The organism is Flavobacteriales bacterium, assembly GCA_016715895.1.
In the GTDB taxonomy this organism is placed as follows: domain Bacteria; phylum Bacteroidota; class Bacteroidia; order Flavobacteriales_F; family PHOS-HE28; genus PHOS-HE28.
Genome location: JADJXH010000003.1, coordinates 551,525 through 575,818 on the forward strand (window position 1 = coordinate 551,525; position 24,294 = coordinate 575,818).

Annotated in this window: 22 protein-coding genes; 13 read left to right on the plus strand and 9 right to left on the minus strand. The window is 67.6% G+C overall.

Going from position 1 to position 24,294, the window contains the following annotated elements; genetic code table 11:
- Positions 1 to 17: 17 nt before the first annotated feature.
- The 3 genes from IPM49_02525 to IPM49_02535 form a co-directional block, all read right to left on the minus strand.
- A complete protein-coding gene (locus IPM49_02525; GenBank protein MBK9273400.1) occupies positions 18 to 1,643 on the minus strand; it encodes a DEAD/DEAH box helicase in 1,626 nt (541 codons plus the stop codon).
- Between the two features lie 322 nt (positions 1,644 to 1,965).
- Positions 1,966 to 2,964: an SPFH/Band 7/PHB domain protein gene (locus IPM49_02530; protein ID MBK9273401.1), complete on the minus strand. Its 999-nt coding sequence runs from the start codon at positions 2,962 to 2,964 to the stop codon at positions 1,966 to 1,968.
- Between the two features lie 51 nt (positions 2,965 to 3,015).
- The gene (locus IPM49_02535; protein MBK9273402.1) at positions 3,016 to 3,462 is read right to left on the minus strand and encodes an NfeD family protein; all 447 of its coding nucleotides are present in this window, start codon (positions 3,460 to 3,462) and stop codon (positions 3,016 to 3,018) included.
- A 128-nt stretch (positions 3,463 to 3,590) separates the two neighbouring features.
- On the opposite strand from IPM49_02535, the gene IPM49_02540 reads away from it, so the two are divergent.
- The 10 genes from IPM49_02540 to IPM49_02585 are packed head-to-tail and all read left to right on the plus strand — an operon-like array spanning position 3,591 to position 15,916.
- Positions 3,591 to 5,321 carry a hypothetical protein gene (locus IPM49_02540; GenBank protein ID MBK9273403.1) on the plus strand — a complete coding sequence of 577 codons (1,731 nt, stop codon included), beginning with the start codon at positions 3,591 to 3,593 and terminating at the stop codon, positions 5,319 to 5,321.
- A gap of 50 nt (positions 5,322 to 5,371) precedes the next feature.
- Positions 5,372 to 6,469: a glycosyltransferase gene (locus IPM49_02545; GenBank protein MBK9273404.1), complete on the plus strand. Its 1,098-nt coding sequence runs from the start codon at positions 5,372 to 5,374 to the stop codon at positions 6,467 to 6,469.
- A gap of 30 nt (positions 6,470 to 6,499) precedes the next feature.
- On the plus strand, positions 6,500 to 8,530 hold the full coding sequence (locus IPM49_02550) for a hypothetical protein (GenBank protein MBK9273405.1): 2,031 nt from the start codon (positions 6,500 to 6,502) through the stop codon (positions 8,528 to 8,530).
- Complete coding sequence (locus IPM49_02555; protein MBK9273406.1) at positions 8,530 to 9,585, plus strand: hypothetical protein; 1,056 nt, start codon at positions 8,530 to 8,532, stop codon at positions 9,583 to 9,585. The genes IPM49_02550 and IPM49_02555 overlap by 1 nt, the downstream gene beginning before the upstream one ends.
- Before the next feature lie 2 nt (positions 9,586 to 9,587).
- A complete protein-coding gene (locus IPM49_02560) occupies positions 9,588 to 10,529 on the plus strand; it encodes a hypothetical protein (protein ID MBK9273407.1) in 942 nt (313 codons plus the stop codon).
- Positions 10,530 to 10,531: 2 nt separating this feature from the next.
- Complete coding sequence (locus IPM49_02565; protein ID MBK9273408.1) at positions 10,532 to 11,797, plus strand: oligosaccharide flippase family protein; 1,266 nt, start codon at positions 10,532 to 10,534, stop codon at positions 11,795 to 11,797.
- Positions 11,794 to 12,831, plus strand: coding sequence for a glycosyltransferase family 2 protein (locus IPM49_02570; GenBank protein MBK9273409.1), 1,038 nt, complete (start codon positions 11,794 to 11,796; stop codon positions 12,829 to 12,831). Before IPM49_02565 ends, IPM49_02570 begins: the two co-directional genes overlap by 4 nt.
- A gap of 18 nt (positions 12,832 to 12,849) precedes the next feature.
- Positions 12,850 to 14,112 carry an O-antigen ligase family protein gene (locus IPM49_02575; GenBank protein MBK9273410.1) on the plus strand — a complete coding sequence of 421 codons (1,263 nt, stop codon included), beginning with the start codon at positions 12,850 to 12,852 and terminating at the stop codon, positions 14,110 to 14,112.
- Positions 14,075 to 15,307, plus strand: a complete 1,233-nt coding sequence (locus tag IPM49_02580; GenBank protein ID MBK9273411.1) for a DegT/DnrJ/EryC1/StrS family aminotransferase — start codon at positions 14,075 to 14,077, stop codon at positions 15,305 to 15,307. Before IPM49_02575 ends, IPM49_02580 begins: the two co-directional genes overlap by 38 nt.
- Before the next feature lie 3 nt (positions 15,308 to 15,310).
- On the plus strand, positions 15,311 to 15,916 hold the full coding sequence (locus IPM49_02585; protein MBK9273412.1) for a sugar transferase: 606 nt from the start codon (positions 15,311 to 15,313) through the stop codon (positions 15,914 to 15,916).
- On the opposite strand, the gene IPM49_02590 is transcribed toward IPM49_02585, so the two are convergent.
- From IPM49_02590 to IPM49_02615, 6 genes are all read right to left on the minus strand, one after another.
- On the minus strand, positions 15,897 to 16,790 hold the full coding sequence (locus IPM49_02590; GenBank protein MBK9273413.1) for a transglutaminase family protein: 894 nt from the start codon (positions 16,788 to 16,790) through the stop codon (positions 15,897 to 15,899). The two genes, IPM49_02585 and IPM49_02590, sit on opposite strands and share 20 nt — an antisense overlap.
- Positions 16,791 to 16,875: 85 nt before the next feature.
- The gene (locus tag IPM49_02595; GenBank protein MBK9273414.1) at positions 16,876 to 17,775 is read right to left on the minus strand and encodes a nucleoside phosphorylase; all 900 of its coding nucleotides are present in this window, start codon (positions 17,773 to 17,775) and stop codon (positions 16,876 to 16,878) included.
- Positions 17,776 to 17,782: 7 nt separating this feature from the next.
- A complete protein-coding gene (locus tag IPM49_02600) occupies positions 17,783 to 18,526 on the minus strand; it encodes a DUF4197 domain-containing protein (protein ID MBK9273415.1) in 744 nt (247 codons plus the stop codon).
- Positions 18,523 to 18,942 carry an acyl-CoA thioesterase gene (locus tag IPM49_02605; protein MBK9273416.1) on the minus strand — a complete coding sequence of 140 codons (420 nt, stop codon included), beginning with the start codon at positions 18,940 to 18,942 and terminating at the stop codon, positions 18,523 to 18,525. Before IPM49_02605 ends, IPM49_02600 begins: the two co-directional genes overlap by 4 nt.
- Before the next feature lie 2 nt (positions 18,943 to 18,944).
- The gene (locus IPM49_02610; GenBank protein ID MBK9273417.1) at positions 18,945 to 19,349 is read right to left on the minus strand and encodes a hypothetical protein; all 405 of its coding nucleotides are present in this window, start codon (positions 19,347 to 19,349) and stop codon (positions 18,945 to 18,947) included.
- 37 nt (positions 19,350 to 19,386) lie between these two features.
- Complete coding sequence (locus IPM49_02615) at positions 19,387 to 21,267, minus strand: polysaccharide biosynthesis protein (protein ID MBK9273418.1); 1,881 nt, start codon at positions 21,265 to 21,267, stop codon at positions 19,387 to 19,389.
- Positions 21,268 to 21,334: 67 nt separating this feature from the next.
- Between IPM49_02615 and IPM49_02620 the strand changes: the two genes are divergently transcribed.
- Genes IPM49_02620 through IPM49_02630 form a run of 3 tightly spaced genes read left to right on the plus strand, consistent with a single transcriptional unit; the run spans position 21,335 to position 24,292 of the window.
- Positions 21,335 to 22,468 carry a glycosyltransferase family 4 protein gene (locus IPM49_02620; GenBank protein MBK9273419.1) on the plus strand — a complete coding sequence of 378 codons (1,134 nt, stop codon included), beginning with the start codon at positions 21,335 to 21,337 and terminating at the stop codon, positions 22,466 to 22,468.
- A complete protein-coding gene (gene gcvT, locus IPM49_02625; GenBank protein ID MBK9273420.1) occupies positions 22,437 to 23,534 on the plus strand; it encodes a glycine cleavage system aminomethyltransferase GcvT in 1,098 nt (365 codons plus the stop codon). Before IPM49_02620 ends, gcvT begins: the two co-directional genes overlap by 32 nt.
- On the plus strand, positions 23,531 to 24,292 hold the full coding sequence (locus tag IPM49_02630) for a 2-phosphosulfolactate phosphatase (protein MBK9273421.1): 762 nt from the start codon (positions 23,531 to 23,533) through the stop codon (positions 24,290 to 24,292). The genes gcvT and IPM49_02630 overlap by 4 nt, the downstream gene beginning before the upstream one ends.
- Positions 24,293 to 24,294 lie beyond the last annotated feature (2 nt).

The window sequence follows — 24,294 nt, forward strand, 5'->3', positions numbered from 1 at the left end:
GTGTGCATGCGGTCCGTTCAGCGCTTGAACCAGCGCAGGATGCCGCCGCCTTCCTTTTTCTCCTCCTGTTTCGGCCGGTCGACCTTCCCGCGGCGCTCCTCCTCGGCGAACAGCTCACGGGTGAGCTTGTCGTAGTCGGGCCTGGCGGTCTGCTCGCGGCGCTCGCCGGGACGCTGCTCGCGTTGCCGCTGCTGCTGCGGGCGGTCGCTGCGCTGCCCCTGCTGCACCGACCTGGGACCACGCTGGCCATGCTGCTGCGGGCGGCCCTCGCTGCGGCGCTGGCCCTCCTGGCGCGGGCGGCCTTCACCACGCGGGTGACGCTCACTGCGCACCTGCTGGGGCTTCCGGTCGCCCTGCTGCGGACGGCCTTCCCGGCGCTGCTGGCCCTGCGGGCGGTCGCTGCGCTGCCCCTCGCGCGGGGCCCGCTGACCGCGGCCCGGACCACGCGGCTGGCGGGGTTCGCGCACCTCGGGCTCGGCCTTTTTCGGACCGCCCACCATCACGTACGGGTGTTCGGCGACGACAGGGATGTCGCGCCTGATGAGCCGGGTGATGTCGCGCAGGAAGGCCTTCTCCTCGTGATCGCAGAAGCTCAGGGCCTTGCCCGATGCGCCGGCACGGCCCGTTCGACCGATGCGGTGCACGTAGGTCTCGGGGATGTTCGGGATGTCGAAGTTGATCACGTGCGTGAGCCCGTCGATGTCGATGCCGCGTGCGGCGATATCGGTGGCCACCAGGGCGCGGAGCTTGCCCTCCTTGAAGTTCTTCAAGGCGTTCTGGCGGGCCGTCTGGCTCTTGTTGCCATGGATGGCCTCCGCGGCGAACCCGGCCTGTGTGAGCACCTTGGCCACCTTGTTGGCGCCGTGCTTGGTGCGGGTGAAGATGAGGGCCTCCCGGATGGCATCGCCCTGCAGCAGGTGCAGCAGCAGCTTGTTCTTGTCCGTGCGGTCCACGAAGAACATGTGCTGGTCGATGGTCTCGGCCGTGCTGCTCACAGGCGCCACCTCCACCTTGATGGGCTCGGTGAGGATGCTGTTGGCGAGCTTGGCGATCTCGGGAGGCATGGTGGCGCTGAAGAAGAGCGTCTGGCGCTTCTGCGGCAGCTTGGCGATCACCTTCTTCACGTCGTGGATGAAGCCCATGTCGAGCATGCGGTCGGCCTCGTCCAGCACGAAGATGTCGAGGTCGTTCAGGTGCACGTAGCCCTGGCCCATGAGGTCGAGCAGGCGGCCCGGGGTGGCGATCACGGTGTCAACGCCGCGTTGCAGCGCATCGGTCTGGGGCTTCTGGCCCACGCCGCCGAAGATCACGGTGTGCCGCTGCTTCAGGTGGCGGCCGTAGGCGGCGAAGCTCTCGCCGATCTGGATGGCGAGCTCGCGGGTGGGGGTGAGGATGAGCACCTTGATGGGGCGCTTGCCACCCTGCGCGCCGATGCCCCGCTCATGCAACTCCTGCAGGATGGGGATGGCGAAGGCGGCGGTCTTACCGGTGCCGGTCTGCGCGCAGCCCAGCAGGTCCCGTCCTTTCACCAGGTGCGGGATGGCCTGCGCCTGGATGGGGGTGGGGTGGGTGTAGCCTTCTTCCTGAAGGGCTTTGAGGATGGGCTCGATGAGCCCGAGGTCGTTGAACGTGGTCCGTTCCATGATGTGATCCGCCTGTTCCCGGGCGAAGCGGGTGTAATGGTCGGCATGCACAGGCCATTGTCCCTGGGCACACCCTGTTGAGGTGTTGTGATCGCCCCTTCGATCCGGTCCGGCGTGCAATGATCCGCTGGGAGATGGCGCCTGGACAATTCGGACGTCGACCTGGGCCGACACGGAGAGCTGGGCGCTCGGGGCATGTCCACCTTGCGGTGAACGCGGCCAAAGATACGCGAAATGGCCGTGAATGGTTCTGCACGGCCTTCGATGAACGCGAACGCCCGACCATCCCATGGACGATCGGGCGCACACGAATGCAAGGGGATCAGCCCTTCAGCGCCTTGTTGGCATCGAGCATGTCCTTGATGCCGCCCACGCTGCTGAGCACACCGGTGGCCTCGTAGGGCATGTAGATCACCTTGTTGTTCTGGCCGCTGGTCATCTCCTTGAGCGTCTCCAGGTACTTCATGGCGATGAGGTAGTTGGTGGGGTCGCCCTTGCCGCCGGCCACGGCCTCGCTCACCAAGCGGATGGCCTCGGCCTCGCCCTGCGCGCGGCGGATGCGGGCCTGGGCATCGCCCTCGGCCTCCAGGATCTGGCTCTGCTTCTGGCCCTCGGCCTGGGTGATCTGGGCCTGCTGGACACCCTCGGCCTGCAGCACGGCGGCGCGCTTGCTGCCCTCGGCGTCGATGATCTGGGCGCGGCGGTCGCGCTCGGCGCGCATCTGCTTCTCCATGGCCTCGCGGATGTCGCGCGGCGGATTGATGTCCTGCAGTTCCACCCGGTTCACCTTCACGCCCCACTTGTTGCTTGCCTCATCGAGGATGGTGCGCAGCTTCATGTTGATGGTGTCGCGGCTGGTGAGGGTCTCGTCCAGGTCCAGCTCGCCGATCACGTTCCGGAGGGTGGTCTGCGTGAGCTTCTCGATGGCCAGGGGAAGGTTCTCGATCTCGTACATCGCCTTCACCGGGTCCATGATCTGGAAGTAGAGCAGCGCGTTGATCTCGGTCATCACGTTGTCCTTCGTGATCACGTTCTGCCGCGGGAAGTCGTACACGGTCTCCCGGAGGTCGATGCGTTCCTTCTTGACGAACTGGACGAACTTGTTGCCATCGGGCAGGTCGCGCGTGAAGCGGAAGACGATCTCGCGCGGCTTGTCCACGATGGGGATGATGACGTTGATGCCGGCGGTCAGGGTCTTGTGGTACTTGCCCAGGCGTTCCACGACCATGGCTTCGCTCTGTTGCACGATGCGCAGGCCCTTGGCCACGATGAACACCACGAATAGGGCGAGCAGGATGAGGATGATGGTTCCGGCTGACATGTTGGGGAGGTTGGGGGGTTGGGGATCGGGGACGCGGTGTTCGGAGGCCGCTCAGGGTTCGACGGGTCTCACCACGAGCGTGTTGCTTTCCACACGGACGATATCGACCAGGTCGCCGACATGCAGCGCGCGTTCCGTGGTGCACTCCGCCCGCCAGTCGTCGCCATCGATGGCCACGCGGCCGAGCCGGAGCGCCGGTTCGAAGTCCTGGGTGACACGCGCGCGCCGGCCGATCAACGCATCCACGTTGGTGCGCACCGTTTCCCCCGACCAGAGCTTCTTCATCAGCACGGGGCGGATGGTGAAGAAGGCGATGAGGGCCACCGCGGAGAAGGCGATCAACTGGACGGGTGGACCGGCACCGAGGGCGGCGGCGATGCTGCCACCGGCGCAGCCGATGCCCAGGCAGAGCAGAAAGAACCCAGGCACGAAGATCTCCGCGATCAACAGGACGAGCCCGAGGCCCGCCCACCAGTGCCATTGAAAGAGGATGTCCATGGTCGTCGCGGTGTTGCGGCCCGAAGATAGACGGGGGCGAAATCCACGGACGGCCCGTGTCGGATGAGCGGGGGGAGGGAGGGAGGAGCGGCCGGACCGCCGGTCGGTGGCGCCTATCTTGGCCGGCCATGCTCCACCGGCTGCTGGCCTCTCTGCGCACACGACAGGGGCGCGACCATGTGCTGACCTACCTGGGCGAGGGCCTGGTGCTGGCGGGCACCCTAGTGGTGTACCGACTGGCGGCGGACGCCGGGCGCGAGGAGCTCGACCTCTATGTGGTGGTGCGCCGTACGGTCTCCTTCGCCTTCCCCTTCGTGCTGCTCGGCTCGGCCGTGGGCATCACGCGCTTCGTGGCCATGCGGGGCGCAGAGGAGGAGCAGCGGCGTTACCTGGCGGCCTCGCTGGGCTGGGTGGTGCCCCTGGCCTTGCTGACCCTGCTGGCCGGGCTGGTCTGGCAGGCTCCCCTGTCGTGGATCGTGTTCGGCTCGGGCGCACAGGCGCACCTGGTGCCCCCCCTCGCGCTGATGGTGGCGAGCGTGAGCCTGTACGGCCTTGGGTACTCGTACCTGCGGGGACGAGGTCGCCTTCTGGCGGCCAACATGGCGCAGGTGCTCGCGCTAGCGGGCTCTCCGTGGATCGCGTTCCTGCTGTTCGACGACCTCGAAGCGGTCTGCTGGGCCACGGGGGCGGGCTGGGCCTTGATCGCCCTGGCCTGCATCGCACCGCAGTTCAGGGCGGGGCTTCCGCGGGGCGTGGGGCGCGAGCGTGGCGACCTGTTGCGCTATGGCATGCCCCGCGTGCCGGGCGACCTTGCGTTCGGCGCGTTGCTCACCGTGCCGGTGTACGCCGTGGCGCGCACCCATGGTCTGGCGGCCAGCGGCGAGGTGGGCTTCGGGGCCACCTTGCTCAACATCACCGCCGCGCTCTTCGCCCCGATGTCCCTGGTGCTGCTGCCCACCTCCGCCTCACAGCTGGCCGCGGGCGACCACGCGGGCCTCAGCGCGCGGATCGCCCGCCTGTCGCGCCTCACCCTGCTGGCCTCCGTGGCCATGACGGTCGCCTTCGAGCTGGCCGCCGGTCCGATCCTCGAACTGTATCTGGGCCCCACGGCCCGGCATTACGTGGACATGAGCCGCATCGCCTTCCTGGGAGCCCTGCCGTTCGGGGTGTTCATCGGCCTGCGCAGCCTGCTCGACGCCTACTACCACACCCCGCGCAACGGCATCAACCTCACCACGGCGTTCCTGCTGCTGGTGCTCGGCAGTGTGTTCCACTTCGTGGTGCCCACACCCGCAAGCCTCATGGCGTGGATGATGGCCGGGGCCCTGGGCTACCTCGGCTGGGCCACCTGGCGCGACGTGGCCCACGTCCGTGCCGAACTGGACCGCCATGCGGCCGCGGTCGACAACACGCTGCGCGTACTGGTGGTGCGCAGCACGCCCCATGGTCCCCATGGCTTCGAAGGCACCGGGGTCCACGTGCAGGAGCACATCATCGGAACTCGATCGTGGTCCCTGCGCTCACGCGACCGGTGGCGCTTGAAGCGCACCCTGCGTGCCTTCCGTCCCGATGTCGTGCTGGTGCCCGACGCCGATGGTCCGGGCCTGTTCACCGTGCTCAGCAGTTCGGTGCCGGTGGTGATCACCTTCGGGGAAGCACCGGCGCGTGGGGTCGCGCGCTGGACGGGCCAGGCGGCGGCCTTCTTCGGAGCGGGCATCCTGTGCGTGGACGAGGCGGCTCGTGAGCGGCTGTGGTGGCGGCGTGAGGAGGCCCGGGTACTGCCGGCCGGCGGCGCGGAACGCTCCCGGGTCCTGATGACCGTTCTGCGCGGTGCGACCATCACCGGCCAGGCCGGTTGAGCCCGTCCGTCGCACGCGATCCGCATCTTTGGACCCGAACCGCGAACCGCATGCTCAAAGGCAAGACCGTCGCCGTCGTCGTTCCCTGCTACAACGAGGAGAGCCAGATCGGCTTCGTGATCGACACGATGCCCGACTTCGTGGACCGCATCGTGGTGGTGAACGACCACAGCCCCGACCGGACGGCCGAGGTGGTGAAGGAGCTGATCGCACGCGACCGCGCCAAAGGGGAGGGGCGGCGCATCCCGCCACACAAGGTGGAGCGCACCCGCTGGAACGAGGCCGAACTGGTGCTGCAGGAGGAGAGCGAGCGCGAGATGGCGCACTACGTGCCCAGCGAGGTGCTGAACGAGCACCCCGAGACCGACCGCATCATCCTCATCAACAACCTGAAGAACGGCGGGGTGGGGGCGGGCATCGCGCGCGGCTACAAGTGGTGCCAGGACCACGCGATCGACTGCACGGCGGTGATGGCCGGCGACGGGCAGATGGACCCCCATGAACTGGAGAGCATCTGCCTTCCTGTGATCGAGGAGGGCATCGACTACGTGAAGGGCAACCGCCTGATCCACCGCAGCGCCTGGCTGGTGATCCCGCGGGTGCGGTTCTTCGGCAACAGCATCCTCAGCATCCTCACCAAGCTGGCCAGCGGCTACTGGCGCGTGAGCGACACCCAGACCGGCTACACGGCCATCGGGCTGCGCGCGATGCAGGCCATCAAGCTGCACCGGATCTACCGCAGCTACGGCATGCCGAACGACATGCTCGTGAAGCTCAACATCGCCCAGTGCACCCTGCGCGAAGTGGAGATCAAGCCCGTGTACCGCGTGGGCGAGCAGAGCAAGATGAAGGTCTTCAAGGTGATCCCGCGGGTGAGCCGCCTGCTGATCAAGAGCTTCTTCATCCGGCTGTGGCGCAAGTACCTGTTCAAGGACTTCCATCCGCTCTTCATCTTCTACAACTATGCGATCGTGGCCGGCCTCATCACCCTACCCTATGCTTGGAAGATCGGGAAGGCCTTCCTCACCGGCGCGAACGTGGCCACCGAACCGCTGATCGCGTTCCTGTTCCTGGCCACCAGCAGCTTCCAGGCCCTGATCTTCGCCATGTGGATGGACATGCAGGACAACGAGCGCCTGTACCGGTAGGCCGCAAGGCGGCGGGTATCTTTGCCGCCCATGTGCGGCATCTTCGGTCTCATCGCCCGGTCCGACGCGGGCCTTGACCGGCCCTTCACCGAGCGGGTGATGCGCGACCTGTTCATGCTGAGCGAATCGCGTGGCAAGGAAAGCAGCGGGATCGCCGTGCGCGATGCGGCAGGACGGTCGATCCACGTGACCAAGGACGATGTGCCGGCGACCGACCTCATCCGCTCGGCCGCCTACGCCGCTTTTCTCGACCAGGCCCTGACACCGGCCTTCGGCGAAGGACAGCGTGAGCTGGCACTGATCGCGCACAGCCGGCTGGTGACCAACGGGAGCCAGGAACACAACCACAACAACCAGCCCGTCATCAAGGACGGCATCGTCATGATCCACAACGGGATCGTGACCAACGTGGAGGCGCTCTGGGCGAAGTACGCCGGCCGCATCGAGCGCCGCTACGAGGTGGACACCGAGGTGCTCGCCGCGCTCTTCCGCATGTTCCTCAGGGAAGGGAAGGGGCCGGTGGAGGCCGTGCGCGCTGTGTTCAGCGAAATGGAGGGTGCGGCCAGCGTGGCGATCCTCTTCGCGGATGCGGCGCAGGTGCTGCTGGCCACCAACACCGGCTCGTTCTACACCCTCACCGACCCCAAGGGCAGCCTGGTCTTCGCCTCGGAGGCGTACATCCTGCGCACCTTCCGCGACGGCGAGGCCATGAAGGCCCGGTATGGCGGGCTGGAGGCCGAGTGGCTGGAGCCGTTCACCGGCAAGCTCATCGACCTGACCACGTTCACCGTCACCGACTTCGGGCTGAAGGAGACCGCCCCAGGCCCCACGCTGGCCGCCACCGAGCCGTTCCGGATCACCGACCATTCCGAAGGTGGAGCGCCGGCGGCCCCGGCCATGGCCACCAGCGATGAGGGCCGGCTGCGCCAACTGATCGAGTTCCCCGAGGAGGTGATGCGCAGCATCCGGCGCTGCAGCCGGTGCCTGCTGCCCGAGACCTTCCCCTACATCAGCTATGATGGGAAAGGGGTCTGCAATTACTGCCACAGCTACAAGCCGAAGGGCCTGAAGGTGGACAAGCGGCCGCAGTTCGAGGAGGTGCTGCGGAAGTACCGCCGCAACGATGGCAAGCAGGACTGCATCGTGGCCTTCAGCGGCGGGCGCGACAGCAGCTACGGCCTGCACCTGCTGGTGAAGGAGTTCGGCATGACCCCGCTCACCTTCACCTACGACTGGGGCCTGGTGACCGACCTGGCGCGGCGCAACATCGCCCGCATGACCGGCAAGCTCGGGGTGGAGAACATCCTGGTGAGCGCGGACATCAAGATGAAGCGCCGCAACGTGCGCCTGAACATGGAGGCGTGGTTGAAGCAGCCGCGCCTGGGCATGATCCCCCTGTTCATGGCCGGGGACAAGCACTTCTTCGTGCACGTGAACAACATCCGGCGGCAGACGGGCATCCACTGCGACATCTGGATGGAGAACAAGCTGGAGAACACCGACTTCAAGGCCGGCTTCGCCGGCATCCGGCCCAACTTCGACAAGGAGCGCATCGACAAACAGACCACGCTGGCCAAGCTGCAGATGCCGCTGTACTACCTGCGCAACTTCGTGGCCAACCCCGGCTACCTCAACGCCAGCCTGCCCGACACCTACAGCGCGTTCAAGGCCTACTACACCGAGCCCCGCGACGTGTACCTGCTGCTCTTCGACTACATCCCGTGGAACGAGGAGACGCTGGACCGCACGCTGAAGGACGAGTACAACTGGGAGATCTCGCCCGACACCACGAGCACCTGGCGGATCGGCGATGGCACGGCGGCCTTCTACAACTACGTGTATGGCCTTGTGGCGGGCTTCACCGAGTTCGACACCTTCCGCAGCAACCAGATCCGCGAGGGCATGATCACCCGGGAGGAAGGCCTGGCCCATGTGCTGCGCGAGAACCGCCCGCGCTTCGAGAGCATGCACTGGTACTTCGAGACCATCGGCGTGGACATGGAGCGGGCCCTGAAGGCGATCAATGCCATGCCGCGGCTCTATCGCCGGCAGGGATCCTGATGGACGAGCGGTTGCACTTCCTGCTGGTCCTCACCATCACCAACATCGGGATGGGCGGTGTGATGGCCGCGCTGCTGCTCCGGTGGGACCACCGGCTGAGGCTTCCGCATGGAGCGGTCATCCTGCTGGGGCTGGCGCTGGGGCCCTTCGTGGCCTCGCTGCTGCTCTACTACCAACTGCTGTTACTGCCCGGACGAAGCGCTCCTGCGGTGCTGCTGACCACGCTGGTCATCGCCGCCGGGGCGGGCCTGCTGGCGGGCCGGGGATGGACCGCGCTCGGCGGACGGATCCGCGCGGTGCCCGCGCTCCTGCGCGACGACGTCTGGATGCGTTGGTTCGCCGCGGGCACCCTGCTGATGCTGGGCATCGCCGCGGTGGTGCTGGCCACCAAACCCTTGGTGGACCATGATGTGCTCGAATACGCGGTGCGGGGGCGCTGGTTCCTGGACACCCTGGAGGTGACCTACGAGCGCCATCCCTTCGATGCGCGCAACGGCTTCTACTACGTGGGGCTGCACGGCCACTCGTTCCCGCTGCTGTTCACCTGGGACGGGCTCTGGCAGCGGATCACCGGCGCCACGGGCGACCTCTGGCCGCGCAGCATCACCCTGTGGTACGCCTGGCTGCTGATCGCCCTGACGTGGTCCGTGCTGCGCCAGTGGGACCGTGCGCTGGCCTTCGTGGGCGTGCTGAACATGGTGGTGCCCTTCGGGTTCGCCCTGCTGTTGGTGATCCACCACCTGGACAGCTACCGCATCACCCTGTTCACGGCGATGGTGCTGCTGGTGCTCGTGCTCCGCGAACGGCCGGAGCTTCCGCTGGTGCTGCTCTTCGGCGCGGTGCTGGGGGCCCAGGCCTTCATCCACAGCACCGGGGCCATCCTGGGCGGTGTGCTCTGGGTGCTCTGGTTGGTGATGCATCCGGGAACGCTGCGTACGAGGATGCGCCACGCCGGCGCCTCCGCCGTACTTGCGCTGGCCTTCGGAGGCGTTCACTACGTGCTCGACACGATGATCGGCACCCGTTGGATCTTCAAGGACATCATCTGGTTCTGACGATGGACGGACGACAGTTCAGCCGGATGATGTGGGCGCTGCTCGTCGCCTTCGGCGTGATGCTCCCGGTGGCCTACTACGGCTGGCTGATGCCGCTGGAGGTGGGGGACATGGACCCGCAGCTCTTCGAACGCGGCATCGGATCACCGCTGCTGGCCTGGCTGAACGGCTACCTCGGCGTGCTCTTCAACTACCGGTACCTCGGCGCCACGAACTGGCTGGTGCTGATCCCCATCGGCATGGTGCTGGCCACCTGGCGGCGCCGGGCGCCCTGGCAGCGCGGGTTGGTGGTGTTCTACACCGCGGCGCTCGCCCTCATCGGCGCGATGGGCGGCTTCAACTATCGCTATGCGCTCACCCTTCAACCCCTCACCATCGCCGCCACCTGCGTGTTCGTGTGGCTCACCTTCGAACGGAAAGGCAGGAGCGCGCGCGAGCGGGGCGCGTTCGTGACGGTCATGGCCCTGCTGGGCGTGCTGAACTCGGCCGCCTCCATCCACTATCACTTCCGGGTGGCCTCGGTGATGGCCGCCCCCCCACCGGAGGCGCGCCCCGGCGCCACGCTGGCCGAGCGGCTCGATGCGGGGCCCGAGGACCTGGAGCGCTGGCTGAACGACCATGGCGTGAGACCCACCGACACGGTCCTCGTCAACAATCTGCCCGTGTGGTACTACCGCACCCGGCGGCCCGGCATCTACTTCTGGTGCGGATCGGACCAGCTGTTCCTACGCGACGGCACGCACGCCCTCCTCGCCGGACGCACGGTCCCCGGGGCGGCTTCACTGCTGCGCGACAGCCTGCACTGCCGGTACATCTTCAGCACCGGTGAGCTCAGCGCGTTGTCACCGCCCTTCACGCGGTTCCTGGCCGAAGCCTGCGAGCCCGTGGCCACCGATCCCAAGGGCCACACCCTCCATCGGGTGAAGGATACCTTGCGCCGTTGACGATGCGGCCGCTCCGGGGCAAGTTCTCCACCGACCTGATCTGGAACGCAGGGGCCTTCGGCCTCAGCGCCCTCATCGGGGTGCTGCTGAACGTGCTCATCCTGCGCACGCATGGCGCGTCAGCGCTCGGGATCTTCAATCAGGCCTACGCCCTGTACATCCTGCTGAGCCAGCTGGCCGTGGGCGGCGTGCACCTCGCCGTGCAGGCCTTCGTGCCGCGGGAGCTGCAGGCGGACCGACGACCCGACGTGCAGCTGACCGTCGCGCTCGTCCTGAGCACCGCGACGGCGCTGACGGTGATGGCGCTTGCCTGGCTGCTGCGCGATCTGCCCGGTCGATGGTCCGGCAGTGCCGGCGTGGGGGAGGCCTTCCCGCTGGTGATCCCGGGCCTGCTCTTCTTCACCTGGAACAAGGTGCTCTTGAGCTACCACAATGGAGCCCGCCGCATGCGCTTGTTCGCCGTGTTCCAGCTGCTGCGCTTCGTGCTGATGCTGGCGGCCCTGGCGGCACTGGTGGCCCTGAAGCGTCCGGCCGATGAACTTGCCGTGCTGCTCACCCTGGCAGAGGCCGCGTTGCTGCTCGTCCTGCTCCCGGCCACGCTGCCGCATTGGCGACCGGGGCGTTCACAGGGCGCCCGGCAGGTGGCGCGCGAACAGTTCCGCTTCGGCAACCGGGCGCTGGCCGGCAACTTCCTGCTGGACGTCAACACCCGGGTGGACGTGTTCCTGCTGGGCTTCTTCCTGGACGATCGTGCGGTGGGCCTGTACAGCATGGGCGCCACCGTGGCCGAGGGTGTGATGTACCTGCCGGTGCTCTTCCGCAACACGATCAACCCGGTGATCACGCGGGCCTGGCACCAGGGTGGTCCGGAGCTGCTGCGGAAGGTGGTCCGCCGCAACCGCCGCAGCTTCTTTCGCCTGCTGGCCCCGCTCATCGCGCTCACCATCCCCCTGTTCCCGGTGGGCATGTGGATGCTGGGGATGCGCGAGGAACCGTTCACCGTGTGGGCCGTGTATGCCATCCTGGTGGCGGGCGTGGCCCTGACGGCAGGCCATCAGCCGTTCCTGATGCTCTTCAGCCAGGTGGGCCGACCCGGCACACAGACCCTGTTCATCGCGGGCATCTTCACGGCGAACGTGCTGTTGAACCTGGCCCTGATCCCCGCGCTGGGGCTGCTGGGTTCGGCCCTGGCCACCGCGCTCAGCAGCGGGGCGCTCGTGCTCCTGATGGACCACCTGGCCCGCACCCGGCTGCGGCTCCGCCCATGAAGCTGCCGCCGCTGCCCCCCGTGCCGCGCGTCAGCGTGGTGATCCCCTGCCTCAACGAGGCGGGCCACATCGGCCGATGCCTGGCCTCGCTGGAAGCAGCGGACCGCACGGGCATGGAGCTGAGCGTACTGGTGTGCGATGGAGGCAGCACGGATGGCACGCGGGACGAGATCGTCGTGCACCAGGAACGCTCCCCGGTGGTACACCTGGTGGAGAACCCCGACCGCACCACCCCGCACGCCATGAACCGCGGCCTGGCCGCCCGGCCCTTCGATGTCGCCATCCTGCTGGGCGCCCACGCTACGGTGGAGCCGGACTGGTTGGTGCGCAACCTGGCCGCCCTGCGCAGCGATGCCGGGGCAGGCTGCGCGGGCGGTGTCATCATCAACACCTACACGGACCGCACCTCCAGGGCCATCGGAGCTGCGATGGGCCACCCCTTCGGCGTGGGGAACGCGCACTTCCGCACGGGGACCAAGGCGGGACCGGTGGACACCGTGGCCTTCGGAGCCTATCGCCGCGAGGTCTTCGAGCAGGTCGGCACCTTCCATGAGGCGCTGGTGCGCAACCAGGATGACGAGTTCAACCACCGGGTCACCAGGGCCGGTTTCCGCATCCTGCTCGACCCGGCGATCCGCTCCTCCTACGCGGTGCGCGCCTCCTTCGCCAAGCTCTATCGCCAGTACCACCAGTATGGCTACTGGAAGGTCTTCGTGAACCGCCTGCACCGCACGGTGACCACCTGGCGGCAGGTGGTGCCCGCCGCGTGGGTGGCGGGACTGGTGCTGGGGCCTGCGCTGGGGCTGGTGTGGCCTTGGGCGGCCTGGGCCACGGGCGCCGGTGTGCTGGGCTACCTCGCCGCAGCGGGCTGGAGCGCCTGGCGCGCCGCGGAGCAGCCGGCGGACGTGCCGCGCGTCCTGTACGCCTTCCTGATCCTCCATCTCGCCTACGGTCTGGGCTATTGGAAAGGCATCGTGCACTTCGTGCTGCTCGGACGACAGCCGGGGCAGCGGGCAGGGCGTCTCACCCGATAGGCGAACCACCTTTGCGCGATGCGGACCATCACCGGCCAAGGCGATCCTGCCGTCCAGCATGCGTTCGCGCTGCTGCTGGTGCTGCTGCCCCTGGCCCCGGCGCTGGTGCCGCTGGCCGTGGTCCTGCTCGCCGTGGCGGTGATCCGCCTGCGGTGGAGATCCTCCAAGGTCCCCTGGCGCCTGGAGCGGGGTGACGGTTCACTGCCGCTGATGGCCGCCTACTACGCGTTGCACGTGGTCGGCATGGCGTGGACCACCAACACGGCGTTCGGTGCGTTCGACCTGGAGGTGAAGGCCGCCTTTCTGCTCTTCCCTGTGCTGGCCGTGGTCCTGCCCGTGCGTTCGGCGCTGGACGTCCGTCCGTTGCTCACGGTCTTCGTGCTCGCGAACGCGGTTGCGGCCCTGCTGTGCCTGCTGCTCGCGGTGGGGGCCATCGTGGCCGAGCGCGTCCACCCGGATCCCGGTGGCGCCGTGGTCGGCATCTCCCATCTCTTCGAGTCGCGCTTCTCGCGGTTCCTGCACCCGACCTATATGGCGATGTACGCCGTGTTCGCGCTGGCCATCCGGCTGTTCGGGGGGGTGGGGCAGCGCGGTGGTCCGTGGAGCAGTGCCGGGGTGGTGCTGCTCCTCGTCGCGGCGGTGGTGCTCAGCAATTCGAAGATGGGTTGGATCACCCTGGTCGTGCTGCTGGTGCACGGTGCCTGGCACTTCCGGCGGGATCGAACGATGCGGCGTGCACTGGTGGGCGGCCTGCTGGCGGGCGCGGTCCTCTTCGGCAGCCTGTTCGCCGCCGTGCGGCCCGTGCGGCTGAAGGTGTTGCAGGCCTTCGAGGCCACCCGGGGCTTCGATCCGGGGTCCGACCGCAGTTCGGACCTGCGTCGCATGACCTGGTCGGTGGGCCTGGACCTGTTGCGGGCGCATCCCTGGACCGGGGTCGGCACGGGCGACATCAAGGACGAGCTCCACGCCGAGAGCGCCCGCAGGGGGTATGTGCATGTGGTGGACAAGCGGCTCAACGCCCATTCGCAGTTCGTGCAGAGCGGCATCGCCCTGGGCTGGCCGGGGCTGATCCTGTGCGCGGCCCTGCTGCTGGTGCCGCTGTTCGCGGCGATCCGCAGGCAACGGCCGGTGGCCGCGGCCTTCCTTTACCTTGTGCTGCTGAACGCGACCGTCGAAAGCCTGCTGGAAGTGCAGGCCGGCGTGGTGTTCCTGGCCGCCTTCGCCTTCATCTTCCACGTTCCGCATGCCCCCGATCCCGTTCAGCCCGCCACGCATCGATGACCGCACCGTGAAGGCCGTGGAGGAGGCCCTCCGCAGCGGATGGATCACGACCGGCCCCCGCACCAAGGAGTTCGAGCGAAGGCTGGCCGCCTACTGCGGCGTGGAGCGGGTGATCGCGCTCAACAGCTGGACCAACGCGTGCGAGCTGGCCCTTCGGTGGTTCGGCATCGGGCCGGGTGACGAGGTGATCGTGCCCGCCTACACCTATTGCGCCACCGCCAACATCGTGATGCATGTGGGCGCCAAGCCGGTGCTGGTGGACGTGCTGGACGACTTCACGATCGATCCCGATGCCGTGCGGCGGGCCCTGACACCGCGCACCAAGTGCATCATCCCGGTGGACATCGGAGGGCTGCCCGCTCGGGTACCCGAGATCATGCGGCTGGCGGAGGAGTGCTCCCCGCTGTTCACCCCGGCGGTGAACCTGCGCGTGGCGGGCAGCAACCCGCAGATGCGCCTCGGGCGCGCACTGGTGCTCGCCGATGCCGCGCACTCCTTCGGGGCCCGCATCGATGGCCGACCGGTGGGGACCCAGGCCGACATCACCGGCTTCAGCTTCCACGCCGTGAAGAACCTCACCACCGCCGAGGGCGGGGCGCTCGCCTTCAACCTGCCCGCGCCCTTCGACACCGACGAGCTGTACCGCCACTTCAACACCATGAGCCTGCACGGACAGAGCAAGGATGCCCTGGCCAAGACGCAGCCCGGTGCCTGGCGCTACGATGTGGCCTTCCCCGGCTGGAAGTGCAACATGACCGATCTGCAGGCCGCGATCGGGCTGGTGGAACTGGAGCGCTACGAGGACGACACCCTCGTCCGCAGAAGGGCCATCTGCGAACGGTACGACCGGGCCTTCTCCGCGGATGAACGCTTCATCGTGCCCACCTTCCACGACGGAAAGCGCGCGAGCAGCCACCACCTGTACATGCTCCGCGTGCGGGGGGCCTCCGAGGAGCAGCGCGATGCCATCATCACGGCCATCGCCCGGCGCGACGTGAGCGTGAACGTCCACTTCATCCCGCTTCCGCTGCTCAGCTACTACAAGGGCCTGGGCTACCGGATGAGCGACCACCCGCGCAGCTTCGAGCTGTACTGCAATGAGATCAGCCTGCCCGTTTTCTACGACCTCACCGACGACCAGGTGGACACCGTGGTGGCCGCGGTGAAGGGGGCGGTCGCCGAGGTGCTCGGATGATCCATGGCTTTCAAGCGCGCCTTCGATATCGTCTTCGCGAGCGTGGCGTTGGTGCTCCTGCTTCCGCTGCTGGTGCTCTTCGCCCTCGCGGTGGCCTTCACTTCGCCGGGCGGGGCGTTCTTCCGCCAGGTGCGTGTGGGGCGCCACGGAAGACCGTTCAACCTGTTGAAGTTCCGCAGCATGCGGCCGGGGAGCGAGGCGCTGGGTCAGCTCACGATCGGTGGCCGCGACCCACGGATCACCGGGGTGGGGCATTTCCTACGGCGGACCAAGCTGGATGAACTGCCCCAGCTCTGGAACGTGCTGAAGGGCGACATGAGCGTGGTGGGGCCCCGTCCCGAGGTGCCGCGCTACGTGGCGCTGTACACCACCGACCAACGACAGGTGCTCAGCGTCCGCCCCGGCATCACCGGCATGGCCAGCCTGGACTATGTGGACGAGAACGAACTGCTGGCGCGGTCCGACGATCCGGAACGCACCTACGTGGAGGAGGTGATGCCGGCGAAGCTCGCCCTGGACCTGCGCTACGTGCGCGAGCGCACCTTCGCCCTGGACCTGCGCATCATCGCAGCCACACTACGCCTCATCTTCAGGGCTCGAGCCGCTTAGGCTCATCGGGCATCGGTCCCAACAGCTGGCGCAACCGGTCCAGTTCCGCGGCACGCTCGCCATCGCCCTGCTTCACGTAGCTGTGGTGCAGGTTGTTCAGCTGGCGCCGAACGATGTCGCGGTTGGTGCAGGGCTGGTAGAAGCCCTCCTGCGGCGCGATCTGCAGCTTCTGCAGGAACTCGTCGATCTCGTTGCGGCCCAGGATGTCGCCCTGGCTGAAGGGGTTCACGTAGAACAGGATGTTCTGCTGAAGCCCGCCGCCCACGCTGCCCTCCTCGAGATAGGCCAGCACGAAGTGGTTCGGCAGGTTCACCCCGCGCAGGGGCAGGTCCAGGTCCTCGGCCACCACCTGATAGATGATCGACAGGGAAAGCGGGTTGCCCTTGCGGCTGTCGAGCACATCGTTGATGTAGCTGTTCTGCGGGGCGTGGTAGTTGCGTTTGTTGCCCTTGAAGCCGTGCACCTGAAAGAAGATGTGGTTGAACACCCGCACCTTCTCGAAGGCGGTGAGGTGGTCGTTCAGCTCCAGCCAGATGTCCTGCCGGATGGCGGCCAAGCGGGCCTTGATCCGTTGCTCGTCCAGGTCGGGATACCGATAGCGGCATACGATGAGGGCGCCTTCGAGCAGGTCCTCGCAGCCGCGGTCGCACCAGTCCTTCAACCGGGCCTCCACATGGTCCAGATGCAGGGTGTGCAGCAGGTCCTCCACGCGGGAACGGAAGAGGTCGCCCTGGTCGTCGATCTCCCATGCCCGCTCCAGCACAGGCCGCACGCGGTCGCCGAGCGATACGATGCGCGACCTGACCTGTGCGTAGATGTCCTCGTCGGGATCGTCGATCAGGGTGATCAACGCCTGGATCTCGTTCTCGCTCATGCCCCCCGATGGCCGTTGCCCGGCCTCGACGAAAGTACCCGGGGCCCTCCGGGGGCGCGGTGCCCCGTCGGCGTACTTTCAACCACTAGGCTGTTGATCGCTCCAGCACTTCGCCCACCATGGTCCGCACGGCGGCATGATGGTCCCGGCTGAACTCGCGGCGGAAGCGGTTGGCCACCACCGTGCACACCGTGCAGGTGCGGTGCCCGAGCAGCGCGCCCAGGCCATAGAGCGCACTGGTCTCCATCTCGTAATTGGCGATGCGCAGGCCATCGTGCCGGAAATCGGTGAAGCGCGCGTTCAGCCCCTCCACCGCCGTGCCGAGGCGCAGCTGCCGCCCCTGCGGGCCGTAGAACCCGCCCGCCGTGGCGGTGATGCCCGCATGGTTGCCTTCGGCCATCACCCGCACGAGCTCGGCATCGCCCGTGGCGAGGTAGGGCCGGGGCAGCGCCTCGGGCCATGGCACGTGCGCCATGAAGGCGTTCAGCACCTCCCGTTCATGCGCGTCCTGCTCGTGGGCGTAGTAGTGCAGCACGTTGTCGAGGCCGAGGCCGTGGGTGCTGACGATGCGCGCGTCCACGGGGATGTCGGGCTGCAGCGATCCACAGGTGCCCAGCCGCACGATGCGCAGGCTCCGATGCGTATCGAGCGGCGTGCGCCGTTCCAGATCGATGTTCACCAGCGCGTCCAGCTCGTTCAGGACGATGTCGATGTTGTCCGTGCCGATGCCGGTGGCCAGCGCGGTGATCCGGGTGCCGTGGTACACCCCGGTGTGAGAAACGAACTCCCGGTTCTGGGCGCGGTGCTCGATGCGCTCGAACAGGGCGCTGATGGTGGCGATGCGGCCGGGATCGCCGGCGACCAGGACCAGGTCGCCCACATGCTCCGGGCGCAGGCCGAGGTGGTACACCGAACCATCGGGGCCCAGCACGAGCTCGCTATCGGCCAGAGGGCTGCCGGCGGGGATCGTTCGCGAGGCACGCATGCGGACGTCAGTTGCCGAACACCCGCTTCAGCAGGTCGGTGGTGCGCGCCAGGGGGTTCTCGCGGATCTTCCGCTCCTCGTCCGCCAGCAGGGTGAACAGCCCGATGATGGCCTTGTCGGTGACATAGGCATTGAGGTCGGGATCCACCGCCTTGCCACCCGTGAACAGGGCCGCCCCGTTGTACGCGTTGGCCAGCGGTGTCCAGTAGCTGGTGAGGGCGACCTGGGCGGTGGCCTTTTCCACGATGGGACGGAAGCGGCCGGTGAGAGCCTCGGTGGTGCGCTGCCGCAGCAGGGTGGTCGCCGCGTCGGGCCCGCCTTTGAGGATCGCGAATCCGTCCTCCACGCTCAGGCCCGTGATGGCGTCCACGAACACCGGCACGGCCTCCTTCACCGCGGTCTCGGCGGCCTTGTTCATGGTGCGCTCGAAATCCTCCACCGGTTTGGTCATGCCCAGGCCCAGCAGGGTGGTGCGCACCTTCTCGGCCTCGGCGGGGAAGGGGATGCGGATGCGTGGCTCGTTCCAGAAACCGCCGTCGGCGCCGGCCAGGTCCACGCTGCGCTGGCTGCCCACCTCCAGCGCCTGCTTCAGTCCGCGCACCACCTCCTCGTTGCTGAGGCCTGCGCCGCTTCCCGCACCACCCAGCATCTGGCCCGCGGTGCCCAGGATGCCCTGCAGATCCTGTGCACGAGGGATCAGCGGCATGGCGAGGAGGGCGAAGAGGCCCAGGACGTGGAAGGAAGTTCTCATGGTCGTGCGTCCTGGTCCAGGACGAGGCGGATGCGTTCGGGGATGGGGATCGTGGTGTGGGTGAGGTAGTTGAAGCACACCATCACACTGCGGCCCTCGGCACACAAGGTCCGTGCCGCGCCGTTCAGCACGTGCACCCCATAGGCCAGCTCGAAGCTCCTGCCACCCACGCGGGTGCACCAGCAGTCCACCTCCACCCGGTCGTTCAGCCGCACCGGACGCCGGTAGTCCACCTCGTTGCGGCCGAGGATGAGCCCTTCACTGGTCCAGTCATGCTCCGCTCCGAAGAGCGGGTTCAGGTAGCTCATGCGCGCCAGTTCGAAATACTGGAGGTACACGGCGTTGTGCACATGCCTGGCCATGTCCACATCGGCGAACCGCACCTGGATGGGGGTGGTGACCACGCGCAGGGCCATCCTCAGGACATGGGGTTCAGGATCACCGAGAAGACCACGATGCTGTTGGGGTCGCGGTCGTAGTAGAGCTTGTCCAGCGCGTCCAGCACGTTCTTGGCCCGGAAGTACGAGGTCTGGAGCAGGTTCTCCCCACGCATCGTCCACTGGATGGTGTAGGAGCTTTCGCGTTCCTTGTAGACACGCACGTAGTCCAGCATGGCCCGGAGGGCATCGAGCCGGTCGCTTCCGTCGGTGCTGTGGAACAGAAAGCTCTGGTTGTGGCGCGGATTGATGGTGATGAGGTAGAGCTTCGTGCGTCCACCGGGCGCCGGCTCGAAGTTGAAGACCAGCCCGTCCGGCCCCACGCCGATGTGCTCGGCGATCTCCTTCTGCACCTTGGCGATGTCCAGGTTCTTGTCTCGGGTCATGGGCGGGTGGTGGATGAGGGCGGCAAAGGTACCCCGCCTAGTGCGGCCGGGCCTCATCGAGCGCCTCGAAGACCGAGTTCCGGCTGCGGTACTCGGGCACCAGGGCCTTCATGCGGGCCACGAGCACCTCGGGCGCGGCCATGTGCGCCATGACGGCGATGGACCGGATCTCCTCCAGGGTTCCGGGCGGCGGAGCGCCCTGATCACGGCCGATGAGGATGCGCGGGTGGTGCGTCGGCTGGGTGTCCTCCCTTGCCGCCAGCAGTTCCTCGTAGAGCTTCTCGCCCGGACGCAGGCCGGTGTGGCGGATGGCGATGTCGCGCCCGGGTTCCTTGCCGCTGAGGCGGATCATGCGCTCGGCCAGGTCCTGGATGCACACGGGCGCCCCCATGTCGAAGACGTACACCTCGCCACCCTGGCCCATGGTCCCGGCCTCCAACACCAGCCGGCAGGCCTCGGGGATGGTCATGAAGTAGCGCGTCACCTCGGGATGGGTCACCGTCACCGGTCCACCGGCGGCGATCTGCCTGCGGAACAGGGGGATCACCGATCCGCTGGAACCGAGCACGTTGCCGAAGCGCGTGGTGATGAACCGCGTGGACGTGCCTTGCGCGTGCAGGGCGCGGAGGCAGAGCTCGGCCACGCGTTTGGTGGCGCCCATCACGCTGGTGGGGTTCACGGCCTTGTCGGTGCTCACCAGCACGAGGTCGCGCACCCCGTGCCGAACACAGGCTTCGGCAACATTCAGCGTTCCGCCCACATTGGTGCGCACCGCCTCGGCGGGTTGCAGCTCCATCAGCGGAACGTGCTTGTAGGCCGCTGCATGGAAGACCACCGTGGGACGGTGCAGCGCGATGAGCCGGTCCACGGCTTCCGCCTCGCGCACATCACCCACCACCGCGGCGAGCTCGAGATCCGGCCCGGTGCGGTCCAGTTCCACGGAGAGATCGTGCAGCGGACTCTCCGCCTGGTCCAGCAGCACCAGTCGCGACACCCCGAGGGCCGCCAGCTGGCGGCACAGTTCACTGCCGATGCTGCCTGCGGCCCCGGTGACCAGGACGCGTTCGCCCGCGAACCGCGAGCGCACCACCGAATCGTCCAGCCGGATGATGGGGCGCCCCAGCAGGTCCTCGATGTGCACCTCACGGATCTGGCCGGCGCTGAGCTGCCCGTTGATCCAGGCGTTCACCGGAGGGATGCTGCGCACCTGCACCCTGGCGGCCATGCAGGCGTCCACCACCTTCCGCCGGTGCTCCGGATCGGGGTTCATGATGGCGATGATCACCTGTTGCACCTCGCCACCGGCGAGCAGGCCGGGCAGCCGGTCGGTGTGCCATACCTCCACGCCTTCGAGCCTCCGCCCGGTCTTGCGCGGATCATCGTCCACGAAGGCCGCCACGGCATAGCGCACCGAGCCTTCCCGCTCGAGGGTGCGCTTGGTGATCAACCCGGCCTCGCCCGCCCCATGGATCACCACGTTCACGCGTTCCTTTCCACTGCCGCGGGCCTTCAGGTAGAGCAGCTTCACGGCGATGCGCGAGGCGATCATGGCGATGAGGGCGCCCATCGTCTCGATGATGAGCACCGAGAAGGGGAGGAGGTAGCGGCCGTCCACCGCGGCTTCCCGGACCAGGTTGAGCAGGGCCAGCACCACCGATCCGGCCACCACGGTGAAGAAAATGCGGCGTGCGTCCTCCGTGCCCGTATGGCGCACCATGCCCCGCTGGATGCCGGCCAGCAGGAAGGAGCCCGACCGTACGGCCAGATAGATGGGGAGCACGGGGCCCAGCAGCCGCCACTCGAGCGGCGGCACCTGGAAGTTGAAGCGAAGCTGGTAGGCGGCCACCAGCGCCGTCAGGCAGAGGCCGAGGTCCAGCAACAGGACCGCCCAGCGGGGAAAGGCCTTCGCGCGTTCCATGCAGCGTGCCGGGCCAAGGTACGGGACGCCTGCGCGTCGCGGCCGTGGGTTTTCTTTGCGGTCCCCGATGCCCCGCATCCTGTTCATCGGCGCGCACCGACGCGACCGCTCCCCGAGCCAGCGCTACCGGTTCGACCAGTTCATCCCTTACTGGGAGGAGCACGGCTTCTCCGTCCACTACGCCTCGCTGATCGACGAGGCCGATGATGCGGTCTTCTACACCCCCGGCAACCTGGCGGCCAAGGCGCGCATCTTCCTCAAGAGCTACCGCCTGCGCCGGCAGCACGTGGCCATGGCCGCGCACTTCGACCTGGTCTTCATCCAGCGCGAGGCCTTCATGACCGGGAGCACGCGCTTCGAAAGGGCCCTCGCGCGGAGCGGACCGCCGGTGATCTACGACTTCGACGATGCCATCTGGCACATGGACGTCAGTGACGGCAACCGGCGGCTGCGCTGGTTGAAGGATCCCGGAAAGACGGCCACCCTGATCCGGCTCGCCCACCATGTGATCGCAGGAAATGCCTACCTGGCGGATTACGCCCTGAAGCACAATCCGCAGGTGGAGGTGATCCCCACGGTGATCGACACGGAGCGCTACCGGCCACGGGTGCATGGGCCATCCGCCGGGCCTGTCGTGATCGGCTGGACCGGCAGCCAGACCAGCATGGCCCACCTGCGGAAGGTGACGCCCATGCTGCAGGATCTTGGGCGGCGCTGGGGCGACCGCATCCACCTGCGGGTGGTGAGCGACCGCCCCTTCACGCTGCCGGGGCTGCACGTGGAGAACGTGCCCTGGCGAAGCAGCACCGAGCCGGAGGACCTGGCCCCGATGGACATCGGCATCATGCCCCTGCGCGACGACCCGTGGAGCCGGGGCAAATGCGGGCTCAAGGGCCTTCAGTACATGGCCATGGGCGTGCCCCCCGTGATGTCGCCCGTGGGCGTCAACACCGGCATCGTGCGCGACGGGGAGAACGGCTTCCTGGCCGCGGACCAGGCGGAATGGCTGGAGAAGCTCGGCCTGCTGATCCAGGATGCCGACCTTCGTGGCCGGCTGGGCCGCGCCGCGCGCCGGACCGTGGAGGAGGGCTTTTCCACCGTGGCCTGGCGCGACCATTACATCGACCTGTTCAACCACCTCATCAGAACCCATGGGAACCCACACCGAACTGAAGACCACCGCGCTGCGGCACGTGCATGAAGCCCTCGGCGCCAAGATGGTGCCCTTCGCCGGCTTCCTGATGCCCGTGCAGTACAGCGGCGTCACCGACGAGCACCTCGCCGTGCGCAACGGGGTGGGCCTGTTCGATGTGAGCCACATGGGCGAGTTCCTCGTCCGCGGCCCCGGTGCGCTCGACCTCATCCAGCGCGTCACCAGCAACGACGCCTCCAAGCTCACCGTGGGCAAGGTGCAGTACAGCTGCCTGCCCAACGACACCGGCGGCATCGTGGATGACCTGCTCGTGTACCGGATGCAGCACCAGGACGACCACCACTACGTGTTGGTGGTGAACGCCGGCAACATCGCCAAGGACTGGAACTGGATCAACGCGCACAACACGTTCGACGCCGCACTGGAGGACATCAGCGACCACATGGGCCTGCTCGCCGTGCAGGGTCCCAAGGCCACGGCCACCCTTCAGGGCCTCTTCGAGGTGGACCTGTCGGCGATGGCCTACTACACGGCCCAGTACGCCGAGATGAAGGGCGTGGGCCTGGTGCTCATCAGCGCCACGGGCTACACCGGTGCGGGCGGCTTCGAGGTGTACGTGCCCAACCCCCTGGCCGAAAAGGCCTGGAACGCGATCATGGCGGCGGGCGCGGCCCACGGGATCAAGCCGTGCGGACTGGCCGCGCGCGACACCCTGCGGCTGGAGATGGGCTTCTGCCTGTACGGCAACGACATCGATGACAGCACGTCGCCCATCGAGGCCGGCCTGGGCTGGATCACCAAGTTCACCAAGGACTTCATACATTCTGCGGCCTTGAAAGCACAGAAGGACAGCGGTACGGCGCGGCGGCTGGTGGGCTTCGAGCTCGTGGACCGCGGCATCCCGCGCCACGGACACAGCGTGGTGGACGCCGCCGGGGCCGTGATCGGCACGGTGACCAGCGGCACCCACAGCCCGTCCCTGCAGAAGGCCATCGGACTGGCGTACGTGCCCACGGCCCTGGCCGCACCAGGGTCGGAGCTGTTCATCGATGTGCGCGGCAAGGCCCTTCGCGCCAAGGTGGTGGCGCTGCCCTTCTACAAGGCCCCCGCATGAGCACACGCGAGATCAACCCCGACTACCGCTACCGGGTGGAGGTCTGCTTCCTGCCCGACCAGTACCCGCTGTACGCGCAGGACATGGACATCGTGGTGGTGATCGATGTGCTGCGCGCCACCAGTGCCATGGTGACGGCGTTCGCCCACGGGGTTGAGCGGATCATCCCGGTGAGCACCGTGGAGGAGGCCCGGCAGTATCTGGGGCGGGAGGGACACATCGTGGCCGCCGAGCGCAACGGCGAGGTGGTGGAGGGCTTCAGCTATGGCAACTCACCGCTGGCCTTCCGGGGCCCGGAGGTGGCGGGCAAGACGCTGGTGATGACCACCACCAACGGCACCCGCACGATCGCGCTGGCCCAGGGAGCGAAGCGGATGGTGATCGGCGCCTTTCTCAACCTCACCGCCCTCAGCGACTGGCTGGTGCGGCAGGACGGCAACGTGCTGCTGCTCTGCGCCGGCTGGAAGGGCAAGTTCAACCTGGAGGACAGCACCTTCGCCGGCGCCGTGATGGACCGCCTGCTGGAGAGCGGCCGGTTCGGTCTGGAGGAGGACAGCAGCATCGCGGCCCAGTACCTCTACCACGCGGCCCGCGACAACTTCATGAGCATCCTGAAGGCCGCGCCACGCCGCCGCCGGATCGAGCAGTTGCAGATGCTGCCCGATGTGAAGTTCTGCCTCACCGCCGACACCAGCACGGTGATCCCTATGCTTCAGGACGGTGCACTGGTGCCCATGAAGCCCGAACGCGTGGCCTGATC

What these genes read in the sequence shown, in the direction of transcription:
- IPM49_02525 (MBK9273400.1), bottom strand. Translation starts at nt 1,643, where the DNA reads ATGGAACGGACCACGTTCAACGACCTCGGGCTCATCGAGCCCATCCTC.
- IPM49_02530 (MBK9273401.1), bottom strand. Translation starts at nt 2,964, where the DNA reads ATGTCAGCCGGAACCATCATCCTCATCCTGCTCGCCCTATTCGTGGTG.
- IPM49_02535 (MBK9273402.1), bottom strand. Translation starts at nt 3,462, where the DNA reads ATGGACATCCTCTTTCAATGGCACTGGTGGGCGGGCCTCGGGCTCGTC.
- IPM49_02540 (MBK9273403.1), top strand. Translation starts at nt 3,591, where the DNA reads ATGCTCCACCGGCTGCTGGCCTCTCTGCGCACACGACAGGGGCGCGAC.
- IPM49_02545 (MBK9273404.1), top strand. Translation starts at nt 5,372, where the DNA reads ATGCTCAAAGGCAAGACCGTCGCCGTCGTCGTTCCCTGCTACAACGAG.
- IPM49_02550 (MBK9273405.1), top strand. Translation starts at nt 6,500, where the DNA reads ATGTGCGGCATCTTCGGTCTCATCGCCCGGTCCGACGCGGGCCTTGAC.
- IPM49_02555 (MBK9273406.1), top strand. Translation starts at nt 8,530, where the DNA reads ATGGACGAGCGGTTGCACTTCCTGCTGGTCCTCACCATCACCAACATC.
- IPM49_02560 (MBK9273407.1), top strand. Translation starts at nt 9,588, where the DNA reads ATGGACGGACGACAGTTCAGCCGGATGATGTGGGCGCTGCTCGTCGCC.
- IPM49_02565 (MBK9273408.1), top strand. Translation starts at nt 10,532, where the DNA reads ATGCGGCCGCTCCGGGGCAAGTTCTCCACCGACCTGATCTGGAACGCA.
- IPM49_02570 (MBK9273409.1), top strand. Translation starts at nt 11,794, where the DNA reads ATGAAGCTGCCGCCGCTGCCCCCCGTGCCGCGCGTCAGCGTGGTGATC.
- IPM49_02575 (MBK9273410.1), top strand. Translation starts at nt 12,850, where the DNA reads ATGCGGACCATCACCGGCCAAGGCGATCCTGCCGTCCAGCATGCGTTC.
- IPM49_02580 (MBK9273411.1), top strand. Translation starts at nt 14,075, where the DNA reads ATGCCCCCGATCCCGTTCAGCCCGCCACGCATCGATGACCGCACCGTG.
- IPM49_02585 (MBK9273412.1), top strand. Translation starts at nt 15,311, where the DNA reads ATGGCTTTCAAGCGCGCCTTCGATATCGTCTTCGCGAGCGTGGCGTTG.
- IPM49_02590 (MBK9273413.1), bottom strand. Translation starts at nt 16,790, where the DNA reads ATGAGCGAGAACGAGATCCAGGCGTTGATCACCCTGATCGACGATCCC.
- IPM49_02595 (MBK9273414.1), bottom strand. Translation starts at nt 17,775, where the DNA reads ATGCGTGCCTCGCGAACGATCCCCGCCGGCAGCCCTCTGGCCGATAGC.
- IPM49_02600 (MBK9273415.1), bottom strand. Translation starts at nt 18,526, where the DNA reads ATGAGAACTTCCTTCCACGTCCTGGGCCTCTTCGCCCTCCTCGCCATG.
- IPM49_02605 (MBK9273416.1), bottom strand. Translation starts at nt 18,942, where the DNA reads ATGGCCCTGCGCGTGGTCACCACCCCCATCCAGGTGCGGTTCGCCGAT.
- IPM49_02610 (MBK9273417.1), bottom strand. Translation starts at nt 19,349, where the DNA reads ATGACCCGAGACAAGAACCTGGACATCGCCAAGGTGCAGAAGGAGATC.
- IPM49_02615 (MBK9273418.1), bottom strand. Translation starts at nt 21,267, where the DNA reads ATGGAACGCGCGAAGGCCTTTCCCCGCTGGGCGGTCCTGTTGCTGGAC.
- IPM49_02620 (MBK9273419.1), top strand. Translation starts at nt 21,335, where the DNA reads ATGCCCCGCATCCTGTTCATCGGCGCGCACCGACGCGACCGCTCCCCG.
- IPM49_02630 (MBK9273421.1), top strand. Translation starts at nt 23,531, where the DNA reads ATGAGCACACGCGAGATCAACCCCGACTACCGCTACCGGGTGGAGGTC.